Source organism: Nocardioides zeicaulis, assembly GCF_042432345.1.
Taxonomy (GTDB): domain Bacteria; phylum Actinomycetota; class Actinomycetes; order Propionibacteriales; family Nocardioidaceae; genus Nocardioides; species Nocardioides zeicaulis.
Map to the genome: position 1 here is coordinate 466,709 of NZ_JBHLXH010000001.1, position 20,558 is coordinate 487,266.

21 protein-coding genes are annotated in these 20,558 nt (G+C 74.8%); 8 read left to right on the forward strand and 13 right to left on the reverse strand.

All coding sequences use genetic code 11. The annotated features are described in order from the left end of the window. The first annotated feature begins 28 nt into the window (after nucleotides 1–28). Nucleotides 29–1,153, forward strand: coding sequence for an NADase-type glycan-binding domain-containing protein (locus ACFFJG_RS02330; protein ID WP_378516999.1), 1,125 nt, complete (start codon nucleotides 29–31; stop codon nucleotides 1,151–1,153). A 7-nt stretch (nucleotides 1,154–1,160) separates the two neighbouring features. Beyond that, complete coding sequence (locus tag ACFFJG_RS02335; protein WP_378517000.1) at nucleotides 1,161–1,652, forward strand: GNAT family N-acetyltransferase; 492 nt, start codon at nucleotides 1,161–1,163, stop codon at nucleotides 1,650–1,652. Between the two features lie 10 nt (nucleotides 1,653–1,662). On the opposite strand, the gene ACFFJG_RS02340 is transcribed toward ACFFJG_RS02335, so the two are convergent. The 4 genes from ACFFJG_RS02340 to ACFFJG_RS02355 form a co-directional block, all read right to left on the reverse strand. After that, on the reverse strand, nucleotides 1,663–2,658 hold the full coding sequence (locus tag ACFFJG_RS02340) for a threonine aldolase family protein (RefSeq protein WP_378517001.1): 996 nt from the start codon (nucleotides 2,656–2,658) through the stop codon (nucleotides 1,663–1,665). A 240-nt stretch (nucleotides 2,659–2,898) separates the two neighbouring features. Further along, nucleotides 2,899–4,200: a class II 3-deoxy-7-phosphoheptulonate synthase gene (locus ACFFJG_RS02345; RefSeq protein WP_378519440.1), complete on the reverse strand. Its 1,302-nt coding sequence runs from the start codon at nucleotides 4,198–4,200 to the stop codon at nucleotides 2,899–2,901. Between the two features lie 160 nt (nucleotides 4,201–4,360). Then, complete coding sequence (locus ACFFJG_RS02350) at nucleotides 4,361–5,716, reverse strand: metallophosphoesterase family protein (protein ID WP_378517002.1); 1,356 nt, start codon at nucleotides 5,714–5,716, stop codon at nucleotides 4,361–4,363. Between the two features lie 81 nt (nucleotides 5,717–5,797). Next, on the reverse strand, nucleotides 5,798–7,243 hold the full coding sequence (locus ACFFJG_RS02355) for an APC family permease (protein WP_378517003.1): 1,446 nt from the start codon (nucleotides 7,241–7,243) through the stop codon (nucleotides 5,798–5,800). 156 nt (nucleotides 7,244–7,399) lie between these two features. Between ACFFJG_RS02355 and ACFFJG_RS02360 the strand changes: the two genes are divergently transcribed. Then, a complete protein-coding gene (locus ACFFJG_RS02360; RefSeq protein WP_378517004.1) occupies nucleotides 7,400–8,596 on the forward strand; it encodes a pyrophosphate--fructose-6-phosphate 1-phosphotransferase in 1,197 nt (398 codons plus the stop codon). Nucleotides 8,597–8,635: 39 nt separating this feature from the next. Here ACFFJG_RS02360 and ACFFJG_RS02365 read toward each other — a convergent pair whose 3' ends face one another. Next, a complete protein-coding gene (locus tag ACFFJG_RS02365; RefSeq protein WP_378517005.1) occupies nucleotides 8,636–9,877 on the reverse strand; it encodes an MFS transporter in 1,242 nt (413 codons plus the stop codon). Nucleotides 9,878–9,948: 71 nt separating this feature from the next. Here ACFFJG_RS02365 and ACFFJG_RS02370 point away from each other — a divergent pair, with 71 nt between their 5' ends. Both ACFFJG_RS02370 and ACFFJG_RS02375 read left to right on the forward strand, forming a co-directional pair. Further along, complete coding sequence (locus tag ACFFJG_RS02370; RefSeq protein ID WP_378517006.1) at nucleotides 9,949–10,800, forward strand: DUF1028 domain-containing protein; 852 nt, start codon at nucleotides 9,949–9,951, stop codon at nucleotides 10,798–10,800. Further along, on the forward strand, nucleotides 10,797–11,540 hold the full coding sequence (locus ACFFJG_RS02375; RefSeq protein WP_378517007.1) for an FGGY family carbohydrate kinase: 744 nt from the start codon (nucleotides 10,797–10,799) through the stop codon (nucleotides 11,538–11,540). Before ACFFJG_RS02370 ends, ACFFJG_RS02375 begins: the two co-directional genes overlap by 4 nt. On the opposite strand, the gene ACFFJG_RS02380 is transcribed toward ACFFJG_RS02375, so the two are convergent. From ACFFJG_RS02380 to ACFFJG_RS02390, 3 genes are read right to left on the reverse strand one after another with little or no spacing between them, the layout of a single operon-like run. Continuing rightward, complete coding sequence (locus ACFFJG_RS02380) at nucleotides 11,537–12,442, reverse strand: hypothetical protein (protein WP_378517008.1); 906 nt, start codon at nucleotides 12,440–12,442, stop codon at nucleotides 11,537–11,539. The genes ACFFJG_RS02375 and ACFFJG_RS02380 overlap by 4 nt on opposite strands. A 9-nt stretch (nucleotides 12,443–12,451) precedes the next feature. After that, on the reverse strand, nucleotides 12,452–12,895 hold the full coding sequence (locus tag ACFFJG_RS02385) for a GNAT family N-acetyltransferase (protein ID WP_378517009.1): 444 nt from the start codon (nucleotides 12,893–12,895) through the stop codon (nucleotides 12,452–12,454). Then, nucleotides 12,892–13,767 carry an arylamine N-acetyltransferase family protein gene (locus ACFFJG_RS02390; protein WP_378517010.1) on the reverse strand — a complete coding sequence of 292 codons (876 nt, stop codon included), beginning with the start codon at nucleotides 13,765–13,767 and terminating at the stop codon, nucleotides 12,892–12,894. Before ACFFJG_RS02390 ends, ACFFJG_RS02385 begins: the two co-directional genes overlap by 4 nt. Nucleotides 13,768–13,987: 220 nt before the next feature. On the opposite strand from ACFFJG_RS02390, the gene ACFFJG_RS02395 reads away from it, so the two are divergent. The 3 genes from ACFFJG_RS02395 (at nucleotide 13,988) to ACFFJG_RS02405 (ending at nucleotide 16,565) form a co-directional block, all read left to right on the forward strand. Then, nucleotides 13,988–14,893, forward strand: a complete 906-nt coding sequence (locus tag ACFFJG_RS02395; protein ID WP_378517011.1) for a DUF4397 domain-containing protein — start codon at nucleotides 13,988–13,990, stop codon at nucleotides 14,891–14,893. A gap of 179 nt (nucleotides 14,894–15,072) precedes the next feature. Beyond that, on the forward strand, nucleotides 15,073–15,570 hold the full coding sequence (locus ACFFJG_RS02400) for a class F sortase (RefSeq protein ID WP_378517012.1): 498 nt from the start codon (nucleotides 15,073–15,075) through the stop codon (nucleotides 15,568–15,570). Further along, the gene (locus ACFFJG_RS02405; RefSeq protein WP_378517013.1) at nucleotides 15,567–16,565 is read left to right on the forward strand and encodes a hypothetical protein; all 999 of its coding nucleotides are present in this window, start codon (nucleotides 15,567–15,569) and stop codon (nucleotides 16,563–16,565) included. Before ACFFJG_RS02400 ends, ACFFJG_RS02405 begins: the two co-directional genes overlap by 4 nt. Before the next feature lie 6 nt (nucleotides 16,566–16,571). Here ACFFJG_RS02405 and ACFFJG_RS02410 read toward each other — a convergent pair whose 3' ends face one another. From ACFFJG_RS02410 to ACFFJG_RS02430, 5 genes are read right to left on the reverse strand one after another with little or no spacing between them, the layout of a single operon-like run. Further along, the gene (locus ACFFJG_RS02410) at nucleotides 16,572–17,219 is read right to left on the reverse strand and encodes a response regulator (RefSeq protein WP_378517014.1); all 648 of its coding nucleotides are present in this window, start codon (nucleotides 17,217–17,219) and stop codon (nucleotides 16,572–16,574) included. 38 nt (nucleotides 17,220–17,257) lie between these two features. Then, complete coding sequence (locus ACFFJG_RS02415; protein ID WP_378517015.1) at nucleotides 17,258–17,782, reverse strand: flavin reductase family protein; 525 nt, start codon at nucleotides 17,780–17,782, stop codon at nucleotides 17,258–17,260. A 9-nt stretch (nucleotides 17,783–17,791) separates the two neighbouring features. After that, entirely contained in the window at nucleotides 17,792–18,934 is a 1,143-nt protein-coding gene (gene macS, locus ACFFJG_RS02420) for a MacS family sensor histidine kinase (RefSeq protein WP_378517016.1), read from the reverse strand. An 11-nt stretch (nucleotides 18,935–18,945) separates the two neighbouring features. After that, nucleotides 18,946–19,734: a lysophospholipid acyltransferase family protein gene (locus ACFFJG_RS02425; protein ID WP_378517017.1), complete on the reverse strand. Its 789-nt coding sequence runs from the start codon at nucleotides 19,732–19,734 to the stop codon at nucleotides 18,946–18,948. A 9-nt stretch (nucleotides 19,735–19,743) separates the two neighbouring features. Continuing rightward, a complete protein-coding gene (locus tag ACFFJG_RS02430; protein WP_378517018.1) occupies nucleotides 19,744–20,553 on the reverse strand; it encodes an alpha/beta hydrolase in 810 nt (269 codons plus the stop codon). Nucleotides 20,554–20,558: the final 5 nt, after the last annotated feature.

Consider the following 20,558-nt stretch of genomic DNA (forward strand, 5'->3'; position numbering starts at 1 on the left):
GTGGGTGCGTCCCCCTATCGTGGGGCGCGTGGACACGTGCGCGAGGTGCGGCGCCGAGCTCGGAGTGGGCCGGTTCTGCCTCAACTGCGGGCACCGCATCGGTGACCCGGTGCGCCCGCCTGCGCCGCACCCCTCGCCCACCGCGCCCTCCGCGGCCACGCCCCCGGCAACCGCCGCGCCCCCGGTGACCGCCACGGCCAGCGAGGCGCCACCCCTCGACCCGCCGGTGCAGGCCGCCGACCCCACCCCGGTCCCGCCGCTCCCGCCCGCGCCACCCGTGGAGCCCGCGCGGTCCGTGCAGCCCGTGCCGTCGGCCCGGAGACGCCCGGTCGCGGACCGTGCGCCCGGCACGGAGCCGGCGCCCGTGCCCACCACGTGGGACCCCGAGCGCGACCTGCTGCCCTACCACGACTCCGACGAGCTCGGCCCCGACGACCCGCTCGGCGCGCGTGGGTGGATCCCGTGGGTGGTCGGCGCCGTCGTCCTGGTGGCCGTGGTGGTGGTGCTGCTCCGGGTCTTCGACAGCGAGCCCGTCGCCGAGCCCACCCCGGACGACACCGCGGCGGCCGCCGGCGCCTCGCCCTCCGACGACCCCGGTCCCGGCGACGGAGCGTCCGACCCCGCCTCCGACGACTCCGGGGGATCCGACCCGGCCGCGCCGGAGGGCACCGGGCCGCGCACCGACGTCGCGACGGCGGCGACGTTCGCCGTGCCCGCGACCGCGCCGCCGACGACCGACCTCGACGGCAACCTCGTCGCCTACGACGCGGCCCAGATGGGCGACGGCACCCCCTCGACCACGTGGCGCACGGCGGGTGACGCCACCGGGCAGACCATCACGATCACCCTCGCCGAGCCGACGGTGCTCGACCGCGTCGGTCTCGTCAACGGCTACGCCAAGCAGGTGGCCGGCGTCGACTGGTACCCCAACAACCGCCGCATCCTGGCGGTGACGTGGGGCTTCGACGACGGCACGACCGTGCAGCAGACCCTCGCCGAGCGCGCGGGACTGCAGCGCCTCAAGGTGCCACCGGTGGAGACCTCCACCGTCACCCTGCGCATCGACGAGGTCACGCCCCCGGGGAGCGGGCCTCTGGGCCGCGACTACACCGCGATCAGCGAGGTCTCCCTCGTCGGGCGACGGGCGGGCTGACCCGCCGATGCCCCGCACGCTCATCTCACTGATCGGGGACGAGGAGTCCCAGCGGCTCGCGGTGGAGCTGTGGCGCGCGGCCCGCACCGCTACCGACCGACCGCCGACGGCGGAGCGGGTGCAGCGGGTGGCGAGCAAGGTCGCCGACCGGGTGGGTGCCGGGCACGTCGCGCTGCTCGCCCACTACGGCGAGCGCCCGGCCGGGATGCTGGTCGCGGAGCCCTACGCCGGCGACGACGGACCCGACGGCGCCGGCGGGCACCTGTCGATGGTCTTCGTGGACCCGGCGCTGTGGGGCTGCGGCGTGGCCGGGGCGCTGGTGCGCTCGCTGCAGCGCGGCGACCAGGGGCCGGGATGGACGCGGCTGTCGGTCTGGACCCGTGAGGCGAACCGACGTGCGCTCCGGCTCTACCGCGCGCGCGGCTTCCTCGCCACCGGGGAGACGACCACCCTCCACGAGGGCGACGTCATCGTGCGGCTGGAGTGGCGCGCCGGCTGACCGGCCTCCCTCACGCCAGCGAGGCCAGGACGCCCGCGGCGCGCTCGGCGTCGGTCCGGGAGACGTCGAGGTGGGTGACCAGGCGGACGGTCCGGGGGCCGACCGCGGCGATCCGCACACCCTGGTCCGCGGCCGCGGAGACGAACGCCTGCGCGTCAGGGCGCTCGACCACGACGATGTTGGTGTCGACGTCGGCAGGGTCGAGGCCGAGCGCCTCGCCGAGCAGGCGGGCGTGCTCGTGGTCCTCGGCGAGCCGCTCGACGTGGTGGTCGAGGGCGTACGCGCCGGCGGCGGCCAGGATCCCGACCTGCCGCATGCCCCCGCCCATCCGCTTGCGCCGCACGCGCGCCTCGGCCACCGCGTCGGCCGAACCGACCATGAGGGAGCCGACGGGCGCGCCGAGGCCCTTCGACAGGCAGACCGCCATCACGTCGGCGATCCGGCCGTAGTCGGCCAGCGGCGTGCCGGTGGCGACGTGGGCGTTCCACAGCCGGGCCCCGTCGAGGTGCAGCCGGGTGCCGGTGGTGTCGGCCCACGCCCGCAGCGCTGCGAGGTCGTCGAGCGGCAGCACCGCTCCCCCGGCGAAGTTGTGGGTGTTCTCCACCGAAACGGCCGCGGTCCGGACGAAGAACGGGCCCATGTCGGGGGCGTGCATCGCCTCGATGGCGGCCAGGTCGACCTGCCCGCGCGGTGCGGTCCACGTCCGCATGGTGAGGCCGGTGATCGCGCCGTGCGCACCGAGCTCAGCGCGCGCGATGTGGGCCGAGGACTCGCAGAGCACCTCCTGGCCCGGCGCCACCACCGACGCCACGGCGAGCACGTTGGCCATCGAGCCGGTCGGGGTGAACAGCGCGGCCTCGTGGCCGAACATCTGGGCCACCCGCTCCTCGAGCGCCGTGACCGTCGGGTCCTCACCGTAGACGTCGTCGCCGACCTCGGCGCGCGCCATCGCCTCGCGCATCGCGTCGGTCGGCCGGGTCAGGGTGTCGGAGCGCAGGTCGATCACGGTGACCATCCAACCAGCCGCCCCCGGCGTACCCACGCCGCGGGCCCGGCCGCGGACCGGCGACCGCTGCCTGCCGCGCGCCGTGGGGTGCGTCGAGCGTCAACGGGTGCACTCGAGTACACCCGTTGACGCTGGACGCACGCCATGGCGTGCGTCGAGCGGCCATACCTCCGCTCGAGCACACCCGTGGTCGCTGGTCGACCGCCCGGGGCGGGCGCTGGCGGGGGCGGGCGGGCGGGCTCAGGCCTTGCGGAGCATCTCGGCGACGAGGAAGGCGAGCTCGAGGGACTGGACGCGGTTGAGGCGGGGGTCGCAGACGGACTCGTAGCGGTGGGCCAGCTGGGCCTCGTCGATCTCCTCGCCGCCGCCGACGCACTCGGTGACGTCGTCGCCGGTGAGCTCGACGTGGACGCCGCCGGGCCAGGTGCCGAGGCTGCGGTGCACGTCGAAGAAGCCTTGGACCTCCTCGATGACGTCGTCGAAGCGGCGGGTCTTGTAGCCCGACGAGGCCTCGAAGGTGTTGCCGTGCATCGGGTCGCAGACCCAGGCCACCTGCACGCCCTCGGCGGTGACCTTCTCGACCAGCGGCGGGAGGCCGTCGCGGATCTTGTCGGCGCCGAAGCGGGTCACGAAGGTGAGCCGGCCCGGGGTGTTGTCGGGGTTGAGGCGCGCGGCGTAGGCCAGGGCGTCGTCGGGCGTGGTGGTGGGGCCGAGCTTGATGCCGATCGGGTTCTGGATGCGCGAGAGCAGCTCGACGTGGGGGCCGTCGAGCTGGCGGGTGCGCTCGCCGATCCACACGAAGTGGGCGGACACGTTGTACGGCAGGTCGGTGCGCGAGTCGATGCGCGTCAGCGACTGCTCGTACTCCAGCAGCAGGGCCTCGTGGCTGGAGTGGAAGTCGACCCGGTGGAACTCGTCGGGGTCGGCGCCGATGGCCTGCATGAAGGTCAGCGCGCGCTCGATCTCGTCGGCCACTGCCTCGTAGCGCTGGCCGAAGGGCGAGGACTGCACGAAGTCGGTGTTCCAGGTGTGCACCTGGCGCAGGTCGGCGTAGCCGCCCGTGACGAAGGCGCGCACGAGGTTGAGGGTGGCGGCCGAGTTGTTGTAGACCTCCACGAGCCGCTGGGGGTCGGGGATGCGGGCCTCGGGGGTGAAGTCGTAGCCGTTGACGGCGTCGCCGCGGTAGGCCGGGAGCGTCACGCCGTCGCGGGTCTCCTCGTCGGAGCTGCGCGGCTTGGCGTACTGGCCGGCGAGCCGGCCGAGCTTCACGACCGGCACCGAGGCGGCGTAGGTCAGGACGACGGCCATCTGCAGCAGCACCCGCAGCTTGTTGCGGACGTTGTCGGCGGTGACGCCGGCGAAGGTCTCGGCGCAGTCGCCGCCCTGGAGCAGGAACGCCTGGCCGCGCGTCACGGCCGCGATCTTCTCGGTCAGGTCGTCGCACTCACCCGCGAACACCAGCGGCGGCGCGGTGCGCAGTCGCTCGACCGCGGCGTCGACGGCTGCGGCGTCGGGATAGCGGGGCTGCTGGAGCGGGCCCATCGCGTGCAGCTGGTCGAGCGTCGGGATCGCACCGTGCCCGGTGGTGCCGCGGGCCGAGGCGTCAGGAGGAGTCACCGCTCAAGGGTACGGCGGTGCGGCCCGCTCCCCCGAACCCTGACCGGAGCGTGAACCGGTCGGCGAGACGCGGCTCACCCCCGGCTCAGTCCTCGGGTGCGAGCACCCCGTCGGCGGAGTCGACCGCGATGCCGCCGCTGCGGGTGCGGTGGGCCTCCAGCGTCCCGGTGACCACCGACTGGCCGGGGTAGCTGATGTGGCCGGGCGCGCCCTGCCGCGACGTGGTCCAGAGCCGGTCATCGAAGCCGATCGTGCCCCGGAACTGGTGGTTCTCCAGGACCAGCTGGTCGGCGGTGGCCTGCCCGACGACGTAGGAGGCCTCACCGCGGTAGAACAGCGAGCCGTGCGAGACCTCGAGCACGCCGTCGTGCTGGTGGACGGTCTGGTCGTGCACCTCGCCGCTGAGGTAGACGTCGACGCCGCCGTCGACCATCGTGCGCCAGAGGTCGGAGCGGTAGCCGCGCTCGTAGACGAGGTGGCTGGAGTTGCGGGTGCGGACGTCGCCGGTCATCGGCACGTGCCCCTGCACCATCACCCACGGCACGTCGTCGCGGCGCGCCCTGCGGAGCACCGAGCGCAGCCAGTCGAGCTGGGCGGGGTCGACCGAGAGGTGGACGTCGTTGCCGCGGCGCTGGAAGACGTCGAGGGTCACCAGCAGGACGTCGTCGTCGAGCCGCACGGCGTAGGCGGTGTCACGCGCCGGACCCGACGAGGGACGGTCGGTGAAGCGCGGTGCGCCGTCGGCACCGGCGAGCATCTGCTCGGCGAAGACCTGCTTGAACAGGGGCACGTGGCGTCGCTTGAAGTCGATCCACGGGTCGGGCCGCCGCTTGCGCCACGGGTCGTCGCCGATCTCGTGGTCGCCCACGGCGGGGTAGGTGAGGAGGCCGTGGGAGGTGAAGCGGTCGCGGTACGCCGGGTAGTACACGTCGGCGGCCCGGCGCCAGGCACGCACCCGCTGGGGCTCGGTGCGCACCGGGCCGAAGACACCGGTGCGCGCGTCGTCACGACCCCACCGACCCTCGACGAGGTCGCCGGCGACGAGCACGTCGTCGGTGCCGTGGGAGGCCATCTCGGTGATCACGTGGTCGAGCGCGGTGTCGTACTCGGCGTTGGTGGAGTTGGCCACCTCGCCGGTCGCCTTCACGACGTGCTGCTCGCGGCCGTCGGCGGTGAGGTCGGCGACGTCCTGGTTGAGGAAGTCGGGAGCGGAGACGAAGCGGTACGCGCCGTCGAGGACAGGGGCCGGTGGCACCGGGGGCCGGTCGCGCGGGCCCCGGGCGACCGTCGCGACCGTCGGCACGGCGTCGGGCCGCGTCGTGGCCGGCGGGTAGTCGTCGGGCGTGGCGCTCGCCGACGGCGGGGCCGGGGTGACCGAGGAGCACCCCAGCGCGGAGGCCACGAGCGCGGCCGCGAGCAGCCCGAGAGGTCGACGAGTCACCGGGACACCGTAGTCGCCGACACCCACGCCGCGGCGGTGGCCGGAGCCCGTGTCGTCGACCACCGCGGCGGCCGCCGCGCGTCAGTCCTCGAGGTGCTCGATGTCGCGGAAGCCGGTCCTCTTCGCCCGCACGCCGCGGTTGGTGGCCCAGGTGACCGCCCAGAGCACGACGCCCACCGCCAGCAGGCCGCCGGCGATCTTGTACTGCACCATGTCGGCCTCGGTGCGGGCCCAGGGGCCGAGCAGGTAGAGGCAGCAGATCGCGCCGAGCACCGGCAGGTACGACGGCGCCCGGAACGCCTCGTCGGGGGTCGGGTCGCGCCGCAGGACCATGCAGGCGATGTTGACGACCGCGAACACGGCCAGGAGCAAGGTCGCGGTGGTGCCGGACAGCGCGCTGACCACCGAGTTGTCGGACTGCGTGGACACGACCGCGATGAGGGCCAGGGCGAGCAGCGTGGTGAAGGCGATGGCGGTCCAGGGCGAGCGACGGCCCGGCAGCACCTTGCCGAGGCTGCGCGGCAGCACGTCCTGCTGGGCCATGCCGTAGATCAGCCGGCTCGCCATCAGCATGTTGATCAGCGCCGTGTTGGCGACCGCGAAGACGGTGAGGAACGGGAAGAGCTTGTCGATCGGCAGGTCGGGGGCGCCGACCTTCACCACGTCGAGCAGGATGCCGGCCTCGGCGTTGGTCGGCTCGGCGATCTGGCCCGCCGGGATCACCGCCACCACCGAGACGGCGACGAGCATGTAGATCACGACCGCGATGCCGAGGCCGGTGAGCATGGTGCGCGGGAAGATGCGCATCGGGTCCTTGGTCTCCTCGACCATGTTGACCGAGTCCTCGAAGCCGACCATGGAGAAGAACGCGATCGCCGTGGCGACCGTGACGGCCATGAACAGGCCCTTGTCGTCGGGGTTCTCAAAGACTGTGATCCGGCCGAGGTCGGCGTCGCCGCGGGCGACGACCACGAAACCGATGATGATGACGATGGCCAGCGCGGTCATCTCGACCACGGTCAGCACGACGTTGAACTTCACGCTCTCGCCCACGCCCCGCAGGTTGACCGCCGCCAGGACGAGCATGAAGCAGAGCGCCACGACGAGCGTCGTGCCGGTGGAGGGCGAGTCGTCGCCGAACCCGATGAGCAGGTTGGCGGCGAGCAGGTTCGACGACGTCGAGGCGCTGGTGATGCCGGAGCAGACCACGGTGAAGGCCACCAGGAACGTCACGAAGTGGATGCCGAACGCCTTGTGCGTGTAGAGCGCGGCGCCGGCCGCCTGGGGGTACTTGGTGACCAGCTCGAGGTAGGAGAACGCCGTGACGGTGGCGACCGCGAAGGCCACCAGGAACGGCAGCCAGGCGATGCCGCCGACCTGTCCGGCGAGCTTGCCGGTCACGGCGTACACGCCGGCGCCGAGGATGTCGCCGACGATGAACAACAGCAGCAGTCCGGGGCCCATCACCCGCTTGAGGTCGGGCTCGGTGCCGTTGACGTCCGGCTCCGTGGCTTCGGTCGCGCTCATCAGGGACTCCCCTCGGTCGGTGTGCCCACCTTGGCCCTGTCCGGCCCGCGGGGCAACCACTCCGGCCGGGTGCCGGGGCGTGTCGCACCGCGGCGGGCCGTCTTCCCCACCGACCACCCTTCCCGGAGTTGGATCGTTCCACCTACCCTGCTGCCCATGCCGAAGCGAGTCGCGCTCCTCACGGCAGGCGGCTACGCGCCGTGCCTGTCGTCCGCCGTCGGGGCCCTCATCGAGACCTACGACGCCACCGACCCTGCGATCGAGCTGATCGCCTACCGGCACGGCTACCACGGCCTGCTGACCGGCAACAGCGTGGCGATCGGGCCCGAGGAGCGCGCCGGTGCCGCGCTCCTGCACCGCTATGGCGGCAGCCCGATCGGCAACAGCCGGGTCAAGCTGACCAACGACGAGGACTGCCGCAGGCGTGGGCTGATCGGCCCCGACGAGACGGCGCTCGAGGTGGCGGCGGCCCGGCTCCAGGCCGACGGGGTCGACGTGCTGCACACGATCGGCGGCGACGACACGAACACGGCCGCGGCCGACCTGGCGGCGTACCTCCACACCCTGGGCTCCGAGCTGACCGTGGTCGGCCTGCCCAAGACCATCGACAACGACATCGTGCCGGTGCGGCAGAGCCTCGGCGCCCTCACCGCCGCCCGGGAGGCCTCGCTCTTCGCCCAGCACGTGCTGGCCGAGCACGGGTCCAACCCCCGCATGCTGATCGTGCACGAGGTGATGGGCCGCGCCAGCGGGTGGCTGACCGCGGCCGCCGCGCGCGACTACATGGCGTGGCACGCCGAGCAGCAGTGGCTGCCCGGCATCGGGCTCGACCCGCGGCGCTGGGCGATCCACGCCGTCTACGTCCCCGAGCGCCCCATCGACCTGGCCGCCGAGGCCGAGCGACTGCGCGCGGTCATGGACGAGATCGGCTGCGTCAACATCTTCCTCGCCGAGGGAGCCGGCGTGAACGACATCGTGGCCGAGCTCGAGGCTCGTGGCGAGACCGTCGGACGCGACCCCTTCGGCCACATCAAGATCGACACGATCAACCCCGGGCGCTACTTCGCCGACCGCTTCTCGCAGGAGATCGGCGCGGAGAAGCAGATGGTGCAGAAGTCGGGCTACTTCTCCCGCTCGGCCCCGGCCGGCGACGACGACCTCGCGCTGATCCGCGAGATGGCCGAGAAGGCCGTGGCGTGCGCGACGGCCGGCGAGCCGGGCCTCGTCGGGCACGACGAGGAGCGCGGCGACGAGCTGCGGGCGATCGAGTTCTCCCGGGTGGCCGGGCACAAGCCGTTCGACGCCGACCAGCCGTGGTTCACCGACCTGCTCGCCGGGATCGGGCAGGCCTGAGGGCTGCCCGACCCGCGACCGGGCGACGGCAGCGACGATTCAGGCCGCGCCGGGCTTGCCGGCGCGGTCGGTGACGCGCAGCCCGGCGGCCGGCAGCACGCGCGGCAGCCGCTGGAGGTACGCCCCGCTGACGACGGCGACCACGCCCAGCACCCACCACAGGGTCGTGGCACCGTGGGCGAGCAGCCAGGTGAAGGCCACCGGGGTGACCGCCCCGCCGATCGCCCAGCTCAGCTGGAACAGGCCGAGGTAGCGCCCGCGCAGGTGGTCGGGGGCGGCCTCGGCCGCGGTCGCGCTGAAGACGGGCCCGCCCGCGAGCTCGCCGAAGGTGTAGATCGCGGCGCCGGCCAGCATCACCAGCACGCCCAGCCACACCGGCAGCCAGCCCGCGAGCACGAAGAGGACGTAGCTGAGCACGAACACGACCTGGGCGAGCGACATCATGCGGGCGCGCACCTGCCCGGTCATCCGGCGCACGACGAGCCCCTGCCCGAGACCCACCATCACGGTGTTGAGGGTGAAGATCGCCCCCACCACCCAGCCGGGCAGGTCGATCGTCTCGGCGACGTAGACCGGCAGGGCGAAGTTGAGGACCATCATGCCGGCCACGAAGCCGAACTGGCCGAGCACCAGCCGGAGGTACGGGCCGTCGCGCAGCACGGTGCCCCAGCCCTCGAGCGGCGCGTCGTCGGGGTGCGGCACGCGGTGGTCGGGCACGTCGAGGAGCAGCGCCCACGCCAGCACGAAGGTGATCGCGTTGACGACCACGACCACCTGGTAGGCCAGGTCGGTGCCGACCTGGAGGGCGACGCCCGCCAGCACCCCGCCGACCGAGTAGCCGAGGTTGCGCACCGCCTGCAGGAAGCCGAACCACAGCTCGCGCTCCCCCGGTGCCGAGATCGCGGTCACGACGTTGCCGAAGGAGCCCCAGAAGCCCTGGCGGCCGAGGTTGAGCAGCGCCGTCCACAGCGCCACGGTGAGCAGGGAGTCGGCCCAGAGGTAGGCCAGCATCCCGACCGCCTGCACGAGGTTGCCCACCAGCATCATCCGGCGCGGGCCGAAGCGGTCGACCATGCCACCGATGACGAACGCGGCGGGCAGGGTCGCCAGCGCGGAGAGGGAGAGCGCGGAGCCGATCTGCACCAGCGACAGGTCGGTCATCGCGAGGAAGTAGAGCAGCGTGATCGGCATGAACAGGCCGCTGCCCACCGTGTCGCACACGATGGCGGTGACGAACCGGCGGTGGTCGCCGACCGCGGGGAACCCGAGACGCTCCAGCACGCCGCCATCCTCGCGCATCCGGGCCCCTCGTGGTGCTCGCGGCGCGAGGATGCCCGGCTATCTTTCGGGGCATGACCTTCTCCATCGTGGCCCGCTCCGACGACGGCGAGTCCTGGGGCGTCGCCGTCGCCTCCAAGTTCCTGGCCGTGGGCTCGGCGGTCCCCGCGGCGGCCGCGGGCGTCGGGGCCATCGCCACCCAGGCCGACGCGAACCTGTCGTTCAAGTACGTCGGCCTCGCCCACCTCGACGACGGCGCGACCGCGCAGGTGGCGCTCGACCGGCTGGTGGAGGAGGACGAGGGTCGCGACCACCGCCAGGTGGGGATCGTGGACTCCGACGGCAACGCCGCGACGTACACCGGCGACGGCTGCTTCGCGTGGGCCGGCGGCACCACGGGTCGCAGCGGCGAGCGGGGCGGGTACGCCATCCAGGGCAACATCCTCACCGGCCCCGAGGTCGTCGAGGCGATGGAGCGCGCCTGGACCTCGTCGGAGGGACAGCCCGTCGAGCGACGGCTGCTCGCCGCGCTGGCCGCGGGCGACGAGGCCGGCGGGGACAGCCGCGGGCGCCAGTCCGCGGCGCTGCTGGTGGTGCGCGACGGCGCGGGCTACGGCGGCCACGACGACGTCGCCGTGGACCTCCGGGTCGACGACCACGCCGCCCCCGTCACCGAGCTGGCGCGGCTGCTCGACCTCAACGACCTCTACCTCACCGCCTCCACCCCCGAGGAGCAGGTGCCGGTCGACGACGCGCTGATGGCCGAGCTCGAGGAGCTCGCCCGGGCCGACGGCAAGGACGACTTCGCGACGTGGGTCGGCTCGGAGAACTACGAGATGCGCGTCGGCACGCTGCCGCGGCCCGCGTGGATCGACCGCAGGATCCTGGAGATCATCCGGGGAGGCGGCTCCGCCGCGCAGGCATGACCGGCGCCGACAACGAGCGCCCGCTCGTGCTGGTCCTCGACGCCGGGCGCGGCGGGGTCCGCGCGGCTGCCGTCGCCGAGGACAGCACCGCGGAGGCGTCCACGCACGTCCCGGTGCCGTCGGAGCCGGGCGACCACGGCTGGGACGAGCAGGCGACCGACGCCCTCTGGCGCGCCACCCTCGCCGCCGTGCGGGGCGTGCTCGACGTCGTCGGGCCCGACCGGCTCGGCGCCGTGGGGGTGACGACCGACCCGGTCGCCACCGTCCTGTGGGACCGCGAGACGCTGGGCTCGCCGCGCCGCGCGGCCCGGGCCCCGGCCGTCGAGGTGCTGCCCCGGGTGGCGGCGGACGAGCCCCACACCTGGGCGCTCCTCGAGGAGGGCGGGTACGCGGTCGGCGACGTCGGCTCCTGGCTGGTGGCCCGCACCACCCTCGGCACCTGGCACCTCACCGACCCGACGCACGCGGCGGCCACCGGGCTGCTCGGCGCCGACGGAGCCTGGTCCGCGCAGGCGTGCCTCGCGGCCGGGGTACCGACGGACGCGCTGCCGGAGCTGGTGCCGACGACCGGCCGGCTCGCCACGACGGAGGCACGCGCCTTCCACGGCCTGACGCTGCCGGTCACCGCGCTCGTGGCGCACGGGGCCGCCGGCGACCCCTCCGACGACACACCCGACGACACCCCCGACGGACGCCTCCGGCGCGTGGCCGCGGCAGCGCGGGACGGGTCGCTCGGCTAGAGCCGGTCGCGCGCCGCCTTCGCCTCGTCGACCTCGGCGCGGGCCTCAGCGACCGCGGCCTCGGCGTCCTCCCGCAGCACCTCGGCCTCTGTCAGCTCGTCGTCGACCTCCTCGAGCGTCGCGTCGAGCGCGGCGATCCGGCTGCGCAGCTCGTCGATCTCCGACTGCAGCTGCAAGGTGCGCGCCTGCAGCTTCTCCACGCTGCGACCGGTGGCCCGGTGCTCCTTCTCGGCCTCCGCCAGCGCCTGCCGGGCGTCGGCGAGCCGCTCGTCGGCCGCGGCGCGGGCCTTGGCCTCGGCGTCGGGGTCGGGCACGACGCGCAGCTGCGGACGACTGCTCGCCGGGGCAGGCTGCTCAGCCGGGCGCGCGCGGGCGCTGAAGCCAAGCGCCTCCGGCAGCGCCACGGCCGTGCTCAGGTCGAGGTCGCCGAGGCCGGTCGCGGCGACCGAGGTGACGAGCATCCCGCTGCGGACCGCGCGGGCTGCGTCCGGCTCGAGCATGGCGGCGGTGAGCGTGGCCTCGACCTGGTCGGCGACGGCCTGGGTCACCTTGACGCCCTCCTCGCGCGCCATCCGGCGGGCGGTGGTGGTGACCGACGCGGTGAGCTGGCGGCGCTGCTTGGTCAGCTCGCGGAGCTGCGCCGCGTCGAGGTCGGCCTGGGCCTCGCGCAGCGCCGCCCCCACCGCCAGCACCTGCTCGACCTGCTCGGGGTCGCGGCGCACCAGCAGGTTGACCACCCACGCAGCCACGGACGCCTTGCGCAGCCCCTTCACCGCGGCGGCGAGCGGCTTGTCGCCGCGGTGCTCCTTGACCAGCGCGTCGCGCGCCGGGGTGAAGTCCGCGAGCGGGAGCGCGTAGAGGTCGTCGGCGATCTCCAGCAGCTGGTCGCTCTCGTCGGGCATGCCCCGATCCTAGGGAGCGACGTACTCGACCTCGGTCGGCCAGGGCGGCCAGGGGCACTCCTGGGTGGTGCCGCTGGGGGTCCAGCCGAGCGAGCCGTACAGGGCCCGCGCGCGGGTGTTGTCGGCGAGCACCCACAGGCGCCGGGCGCCCGCCGCGTGGGCGCGCTCGACGCCCGCACGGCCCCAGCCGGCGCCCCACCGGTCCGGGCGCACCGCGAGGTGGCGCAGGCTGGTGCCGTCGTGGGCGCAGAGCACGACCAACCCGTCGTCGTCCTCGACGACCTCGACCCGGACCCCGGGGTCGGCCAAGAGGATCGTCCATCGGGCCAGCACGTCGTCGTCGGGGTAGGGCAGGTCGCCGAAGACGTGGGCGAGCCCCGCGCGGCTGGCGAGACGCTCGAGGTCGCGCAGCGCCACGGCGTCCTCGGGCTCGGCGCGCCGCCAGGTGCTCACGGCCGGCCCGCCTCGTCCCAGGCGCGGTGCGCGGCGGTCGTCCGCTCCCACAGCCGCACCCACTCGTCGGCGGTGACGTCGTCGACGGGCAGCAGCAGGTCGTCGGCGAGCGCGGAGCGCCACGCGTCGTAGGACGTCAGGTCGTGCTGCTCGCGACCCTCCGGGGTGAGGACCTGGTGGACCAGCCCGCGCACCGTGCGCTGGGCGGGGCCGTCGACGCGCTGGGCGACCAGGACCCGGCGGAACGGCGCGCCGTCGCCCTCCGTCAGCGCCCGGTGGGCGGCCTCCACCGCCGCGGGGCCGTGCTGGCGCGAGGTCACCACGATCCCCCGGAGCACGCCGCCGGGCAGGTGGCGGTAGGTCCAGGCAGCGGGACCGGTCGGGCGGCCGGCGGCCTGGGCCCCGAACCCGGCCCCGATGCCGAACGACCAGCCGTCGACGACGTGGTCGCCGCGCACCAGCGGCAGCGGCTCCGCGAACCCCTCGCCGAGACCGGCGTCGGCCCACCAGTGGCCGCCCGGGTTGGCGTCGTCGGGCAGCCCGGAGACCACCAGCACGAGGTGGTTCAGGCTGGTGCCGAGCTCGTCCTCGGGCCGGAACCACACGTGCCCGTGCCGCCGGCTCACCGCGAACCCGAGCCGGGTCAGCAGCCACTCCAGGGCGCCGTTCTGGTGGAAGCAGTAGCCCACCCGACCACCCGACGCCGCGCGCCCGGCGGCCGCGACCGGGTCGGCAGGGTCGGGCCGGTCGAGCATCGTGGCGAGGTTGTCGTAGGGGATCCGGGCCACGTGGGCGCGGTGCACCCGGCGCAGCCCCGCGAGGTCGGCGGACGGGACGTCGGCGAGCCCGATGCGCGCGAGGTAGTCCTCCAAGCGGCGCTCGTCCGACGCCGTGGCGTGTGCCCCTGGACCCGTCACTGCGCCCCCTCCGTCGAGGCCCGCACGCCGACCTGGCGCGGGACCGCGACGAAACCTACCCCCAGGGGTACGACGACGGCGCGACCTACCCGATATCGGGGTTGAGGCCGGACCCGTCCGGTGGTCCGCTGGGGGCGGTCCCCGCTCGGGGGGCCGCCGACGAGGGGACGCAGCCGTGCGCACACCCGTTCTGACCGCGACCGCCGCGTCACTGGCCGCCCTGGTGCTGACGGCCGCGCCGGTGGCCCCGGCCGCCTCGTCCGGTCCGGCCGCCGCCCCCGGGCTGGTCACCCTCGTGCAGGCGGTGCCCGACGCCGCGGTGTCGATCGAGGTCGACGGCCGCTCGGTGGCCCGCAACGCCGCGGTGGGCGACGTGCTGGGCCCGCTCGGCCTCACGCCCGGTCGCCACGCGGTCGTGTTCACCGGCGCCGACTTCACCGTCGACTCCTCGCTTGAGGTCAGCAGCGGCCGGGCCAGCGACGTGGTCCTGCACCTGCCGGCCGAGGTCGACGGCGAGCCGGTCGTCCACTCCTACGCCGCACCCACGGGGCCGATCGGCCCCGGCAAGGCCAGGGTCCTGCTCGCCCACACCGCGACCGTGCCGCCGGCCGACGTGCAGGTCGACGGGGAGACGGTCTTCACCAACATCGCCAACGGCGAGTTCGCCGACGCCGACGTCCCCGCCGGTCCCGTGGAGGTGGCGCTGCTGCCGTCAGGGGGGAGCGCCGACCCGATCCTGGGGCCGCTCGACCTCACGCTCGAGCCGCGCACGCTGTCGATGGTCTACGCCTACGGCAACCCGAGCGACGGCTCGATGTCGGTCATCTCCCACACGGAGGCGCTGTCCGACGACGGCAGCGTCGTGCCGACGCGCATCGACACCGGCACGGCCGGGCTCGCCCGCGGCCACGTCACCACGTTCGCCGGGGACGCCCCGCCGGCGACCGTCGGCGACCGGCCGGGCGTGCCCGCCGACGGCACCGCCCCGACCTCGTGGCAGTGGGCGGAGTGGCTGGGACTGGTCGCCACCGCCGGGGCCGCGGTGCTGGTCGGGCGGCACGCCCGCCGGGTGGCCGGGTAGCGAGGGGTCTCGTGGGACGACGGGGGTGGGTGCCGGTGCTCGCCGGGACCGTGGTCGCCACGGCCGTGGGGTGCGCAGGGGACACCTCCACGACGGTGGGCGACCGGACCCCCTCGCCCTCCACCTCGCCCTTCCCTGCCTCGGGGGCTCCCGCCTCGCCGGGCGACCACGCGGCACCGGTGGCCCCCGCACGCCGGGCTGGCTCCGTCGTCGTCCCGGAGGCGCCGCGATCGGTCGTCCTGCCCAGCGGCCGCGAGGTCGCCGTGCGCGCCGTCGGCACCACCGGGGCCGGCCTGCTCGACGTGCCCGACGACGTCGAGGTGGCGGGCTGGTGGCGCGGGGGCTCGCGGCTCGGCGACCCGTTCGGCGCGACGCTCCTCGCCGCGCACGTCGACTCGCGCACCCAGGGCCTGGGCCCCTTCGCCGAGCTCCTCTCCGCCCGGCCCGGGGCGCGGCTGCGGCTGGCCGGGCGACGGGTCGGCCAGGCGTGGGCGATCCGCAGCCGCCAGCTCGTCCGCCAAGGCACCCTCGACAACCACCCCGAGCTGTTCGACCCCGCAGGAGCGCGACGCCTCGTCCTGGTCACGTGCGCCCCGCCCTACGTCGCCGCGCGGGGCGGCTACCAGAACCTCGCCGTGCTCACGGCCGCGCCCGCCGGGCCCCCGGAGGCCCGGTGACCGGCGAGGAGCAGCGCGAGGACCGGCCGGACGACCGGCGGTCCGCCGTGCTCGCGACCCCGCTCCCGCCGCCGGTGTCGCCCGACCTGGCCCCGCCGGCACCGCCCGCCCCGCGGTCCGCACCCTGGTCCGAGCAGGTCCTCGGCACGCCCGCCGGTCCGCGGCCCACGACGGTCCCGTCCCAGCCGGAGCCCGAGCCGGAGCCGGAGTCGGAGCCGGAGCCGGAATCGGAGCCGCACGCTCCGCCCGTCTCGCGGGCCACGCTGCTGTGGGAGGAGGACGAGAGGGCTCCCTCGGCGGCGCGTCGTCGCCGTACGGCACTGGTGACCCTCGGCGTCCTGCTCGTGCTGCTCGCCGCCGCGACCGTCGCCGGCGTCCTCGCGCTGCGCTCCGCCGGCGGCCCCGAGGCCGCCGACCCGACCGTCCCGGCCACCGTCGCGCGCACACCGCAGGAGGTGCCACCGGGCACCTCGCGGGTCACGACCACCGTGCGACCGGACGGGACCGTGGTCGTCCGCCAGCGGCTACGCTCGCGCGACCCGCTGCGCACCCTGACGCTGGCGCTGCCGCAGGTGGAGGGTGCGGACGCCCTGGCGGCGACGGGCGTGCGGGTGGTCGCCGACGGCGAGCCCGTCGCCGGCCCCGACCGCGTGGGCCCCGAGGGCGCCCGCTACGACCTCGGCTCGGCCACCGACTTGCGGGCGTCCTACCGCCTCGGCGGCGCGGTGCTGCCCAGCGGCTCCCGGCCCGGACGCGCGCTGGCGCTCGCCACGAGCCTCGACGCGCGCACCGAGCCGGTCGTCGACCAGGAGACGCGCGTGGTCCGGGCACCCCGGGTGCTGACGCTGGCCTGCGCGGCACCGGCAGGCTCGCAGCCGGTGCCGTGCGGCACGGCGCTGGACCGCGACGAGTGGCGCGTCGACCTCGCCGGCGTACGCCTGCGCGACCGGGTGATCGCCCAGCTCACGGTGCCCGGGCTCGACGGCTCCGCCTGAGGCGGGTCAGCCCTCCGGCTCGTCGAGGCCGTGCTCGATCGCCCACCGGGTCAGCTGCACGCGGTTGTTCATCTGCAGCTTGCGCAGGGTGTTCTGCACGTGGTTCTGCACCGTGCGGTGCGACAGCACCAGCCGCGCGGCGATCTGCTTGTAGCTCATCCCGGTCGCGACCATCCGCAGGATCTCGGTCTCCCGCTCGGTGAGCTGGTCGCGCGGGTCGTCGGCGGGGCCCTCGGCGATCCGACGGAACTCGCCCAGCACCAGCCCGGCCAGGCCGGGGGTGAAGACCGTGTCGCCCTCCGAGACCCGCACGACCGCGTCGATCAGCTCGGCGCTGGAGGCCGACTTCACGAGGTACCCGGTGGCGCCGGCCTTGATGGCGTCGAGCACGTCGGCCTGCTCGCCGCTGGCGGAGAGGATGAGGACCCGTGCGCTCGGGTCGTGCTCGAGCATCATCGAGGTGACCTGCACGCCGCTGCTGTCGGGCAGCTGGAGGTCGAGGACGACGACCCGGGGCGCCGCCGCGGGGAAGCGCGCCATCGCCTCGCGCCCGTTGGAGGCCACCGCGACGACCTCGTGGCCGGCGGCCTGCAGGTCGCGCTCGACCGCGTCGCGCCACATCGGGTGGTCGTCGACCACCATCACGCTGACCATGGGTCCCCCCGGACGTCGTCGGACTGGGCGGCCCGATCCTAGTCGTCGCGCCCGGCCGGCGGCACGTACCGGCCGCGGCGGTGCACCAGCGGCTCGTCGTCCGACCCGACGACCACCTCGTCGAGGCGGCAGGTGACCAGGCTCGACCAGCCGACGTCCGTGGTCGACTCCACCGACACCAGCGCCCAGGTCGCGGCGTGCTCGAGGCGCGGGCCGTGAGCGGTGTCCACCCACCCGGCCAGCCGCCAGGGCCCACCCGGGGCGGGTGCGGTCCCGGCGAAGACGTCGGCCAGCCCGCGGTCGTCCCACCCCAGCAGCTGCACCACCCCGCGTCCGGTCGCGAGCAGCTCCTCGGTGAGGTCGGCATCCGGGTCGAGGAGCGCCAGCACCCGTCCCGGCTCTCCCCCGGCCACCAGCCACGACGACACCGTGAGGCCGGCGCGGTCGACACCGGCGCCGGTGGTCCACAGCGAGACGGTCGCGGCCGTGCGCCCGCGCAGGCGGCGCACGGGGTCGCGGTCGCCCTCGGGCTCGAGGAAGGGGTGGGTGGAGTGGATCGTCACGCGCCCACGCTACCGACGCACCGGCACCGTGAGCTCCCACTCGGTGCCCCACGGGCCGCTCTCGACGCGTGCCGTGCCGCCGACGTCCTCGATGCGTCCGCGGATGGAGGAGGCCACGCCCAGCCGGCCCTCGGCCGCCGCCGCGTCGAGCCGGCCCTCGGCGATGCCCGGGCCGTCGTCGCGGACCGACACGGTGACCCGGTCGGCACCCGCCTGCGCCAGCACCCAGGCCGAGGCGTCGGCGCCGGCGTGCGCGAGCACGTTGTCCAGGCAGGCCCGCACCGCCGCGACCGTCTCGGCCACCACGTGGGCGTCGAGCAGCACGGCGGCGCCGGGGGTCGCGACCTCGACCCGCACCGGGTGGGCGGTCGCGACGGCCTCGAGGGCGCCGGCCAGGTCGACCTGTCCGTCCGCGGCCTCGGGCACGGTGTCCTGCTGGCGGATCAGCGAGCGCAGCCCGCGCTCCTGCTCGCCGGCGAGCCGGGCCAGCTCGGCCCACTCCCCGCCGGCGGCCGTCCCCTGCCGCTGGGTCATCGCCAGCACCTGGAGCACCCCGTCGTGGACCGCGCGGGCCAGCCGGGTGCGCTCGTCGGCCGCGGCGGCCGCTCGCTCGGCGGCGTCGCGCTCGCGGGCCATCTGCTGCAGGGAGGCGCACATGAAGCCGACGATCGGGCCGCCGATGAGGATGAGGAACGTGTTGCCGTAGTTGCCCTGGTCGAGGTGGTCGCGGGTGAGCACGTCGAAGGCGGCGATGAGCACCGAGGCGACCAGACCGCCGCGCCAGTGCCAGTGGATCGCCCACGCGAAGAAGGCGCCCATCACGTAGAAGCCCGGGATGGTGGCGTTGAAGTCGGGCGACTTCGCCCACGGGGTCAGGGCCAGCGCGGCCAGCACCACGGCGAGGTCGGCGACCAGGAGGAGGGGCGTGCGCCGGGCGTGGTCGCGGTAGAGCCAGATGGCGGCGCCCGTCCACGCGACCAGCACGCACACGAGGAGCAGCGCCGCGTCGGGGTGGTCGAAGCTGTCGCGGCGGTAGGCGTTGAGCCCGACCATGTTGAGCGTCACCACCACCCGCACCACGGCCAGGGCGGCGTGGAGCCGGTCCTCGACCGCGAGCGCCGAGTCGGTGCGCGCCGCGCCGGGGCGCAGCACCGTGCGCGCGCTCAGGACGCCTTCTGCTCCGGCCCGCCGCCGGCCCGGTCGCGCTCGGCCTGCTCGGCGGCGTCCTGCCTGGCCTGCTCCCGGGCCAGCTCCTTGGCCTGCTCCTTGGCCTGCTCCTTCGCCAGCTCCTTGGCCTTGGCGGCGTACTGGTCGACGTACTCCTGCCCGGAGAGCCGCATGATCTCGTACATGATCTCGTCGGTGATCGACCGCAGGATGTAGCGGTCGTTCTCCATCCCCGCGTAGCGCGAGAAGTCGAGCGGCTTGCCGAAGCGGACCACCGGGCGCGTCCAGGTGCCGTAGACCTTGCCGGTCGGGGCGACCACGTCGGTGCCGACCACGGCGCACGGGATGACCGGTGCGCCCGTCTCCAGCGCGAGCCGAGCCACGCCGGTCTTGCCGCGGTAGAGCCGGCCGTCGTGCGAGCGGGTGCCCTCGGGGTAGATGCCGAACAGCTCACCCTCGGCGAGGATCTTCATCGCCGAGCGCATCGCGCCCTCCGCGGCGTTGGCGCCGGAGCGGTCGATCGGCACCTGGCCGGCGCCGGTGAAGAACTTCTTCTGGAACCAGCCCTTGATGCCCGGCGAGGTGAAGTACTCCGCCTTGGCCACGAAGGTGACGCGGCGGTTGAGCGTGAGCGGCATGAACAGCCAGTCGGCGTAGGACAGGTGGTTGCTCGCCAGGATCGCGGGTCCCTCGGCCGGGACGTGCTCCACGCCGTACGCCTTGGGCCGGAACACCAGTCGCAGGACGGGCCCGAGGGCGATCCACTTCAGGAACCAATAGAGCACGGGCCGACTCTACTTCGGCGCGGCGGTGACGCGCTCGATGAACTCGGCCGACTCGGCGAAGATGCGCGGGGCGTCGTGGTCGAGGGTGGCGACGTGGTAGCTGTCCTCGAGCACCCGCTCCTCGAAGTCCTTCGACGACAGGCGGGCGTTGAGCGCCCGGGAGCTCGAGATGTCGACGACGTGGTCCTCCGCCGAGCGGAAGAACAGCACCGGGACGGTGATCCGTGGGAGGTCCCGGCGCAGCTCTGCGTAGCCGGCGAACATCGACGCGGCCGCCTTCAGCGGGGTCATGGGGTACCCGTGCTCGTCGGCGCCGGGCTTCTTGATGTCGTTGGCGATGCCGGGCATCGCCGGGACGAGGTGCTTGAGCACGGGCAGCGCCCGGACGTCCTTGCGGAGGGTGTCGACGGCCGGGTTGACCACGCACACCCCGGCGAGCGACTCCCCCCGGTCGGCGGCCAGGCGCAGGCACAGCGCACCACCCATCGACAGCCCGACGGCCACCACGGCGTCGTTCTCCGCGGCGAGCTTGTCGTGCGCGGCCTCGACGGTGGCGACCCAGTCGGACCACCCGACGCGGTTGAGGTCCTGCCAGCGGGTGCCGTGACCGGGCAGCAGCGGCATCTCCACCGCGTACCCGCGCGACGCGAGGTCCTCGGCCCAGGGCCGCATCGAGACCGGGTTGCCGGTGAACCCGTGCTGCACCAGCACGCCGATCCGGCGGCCTCCGGTGAGCTCGGGCCGCGCCGGCGTGGACATCGGAGCGACCAGCGCGGGGTCGAGGGGCGCCGCCGGGGCGCCGCGGAACGGGATCCTCACGCGGA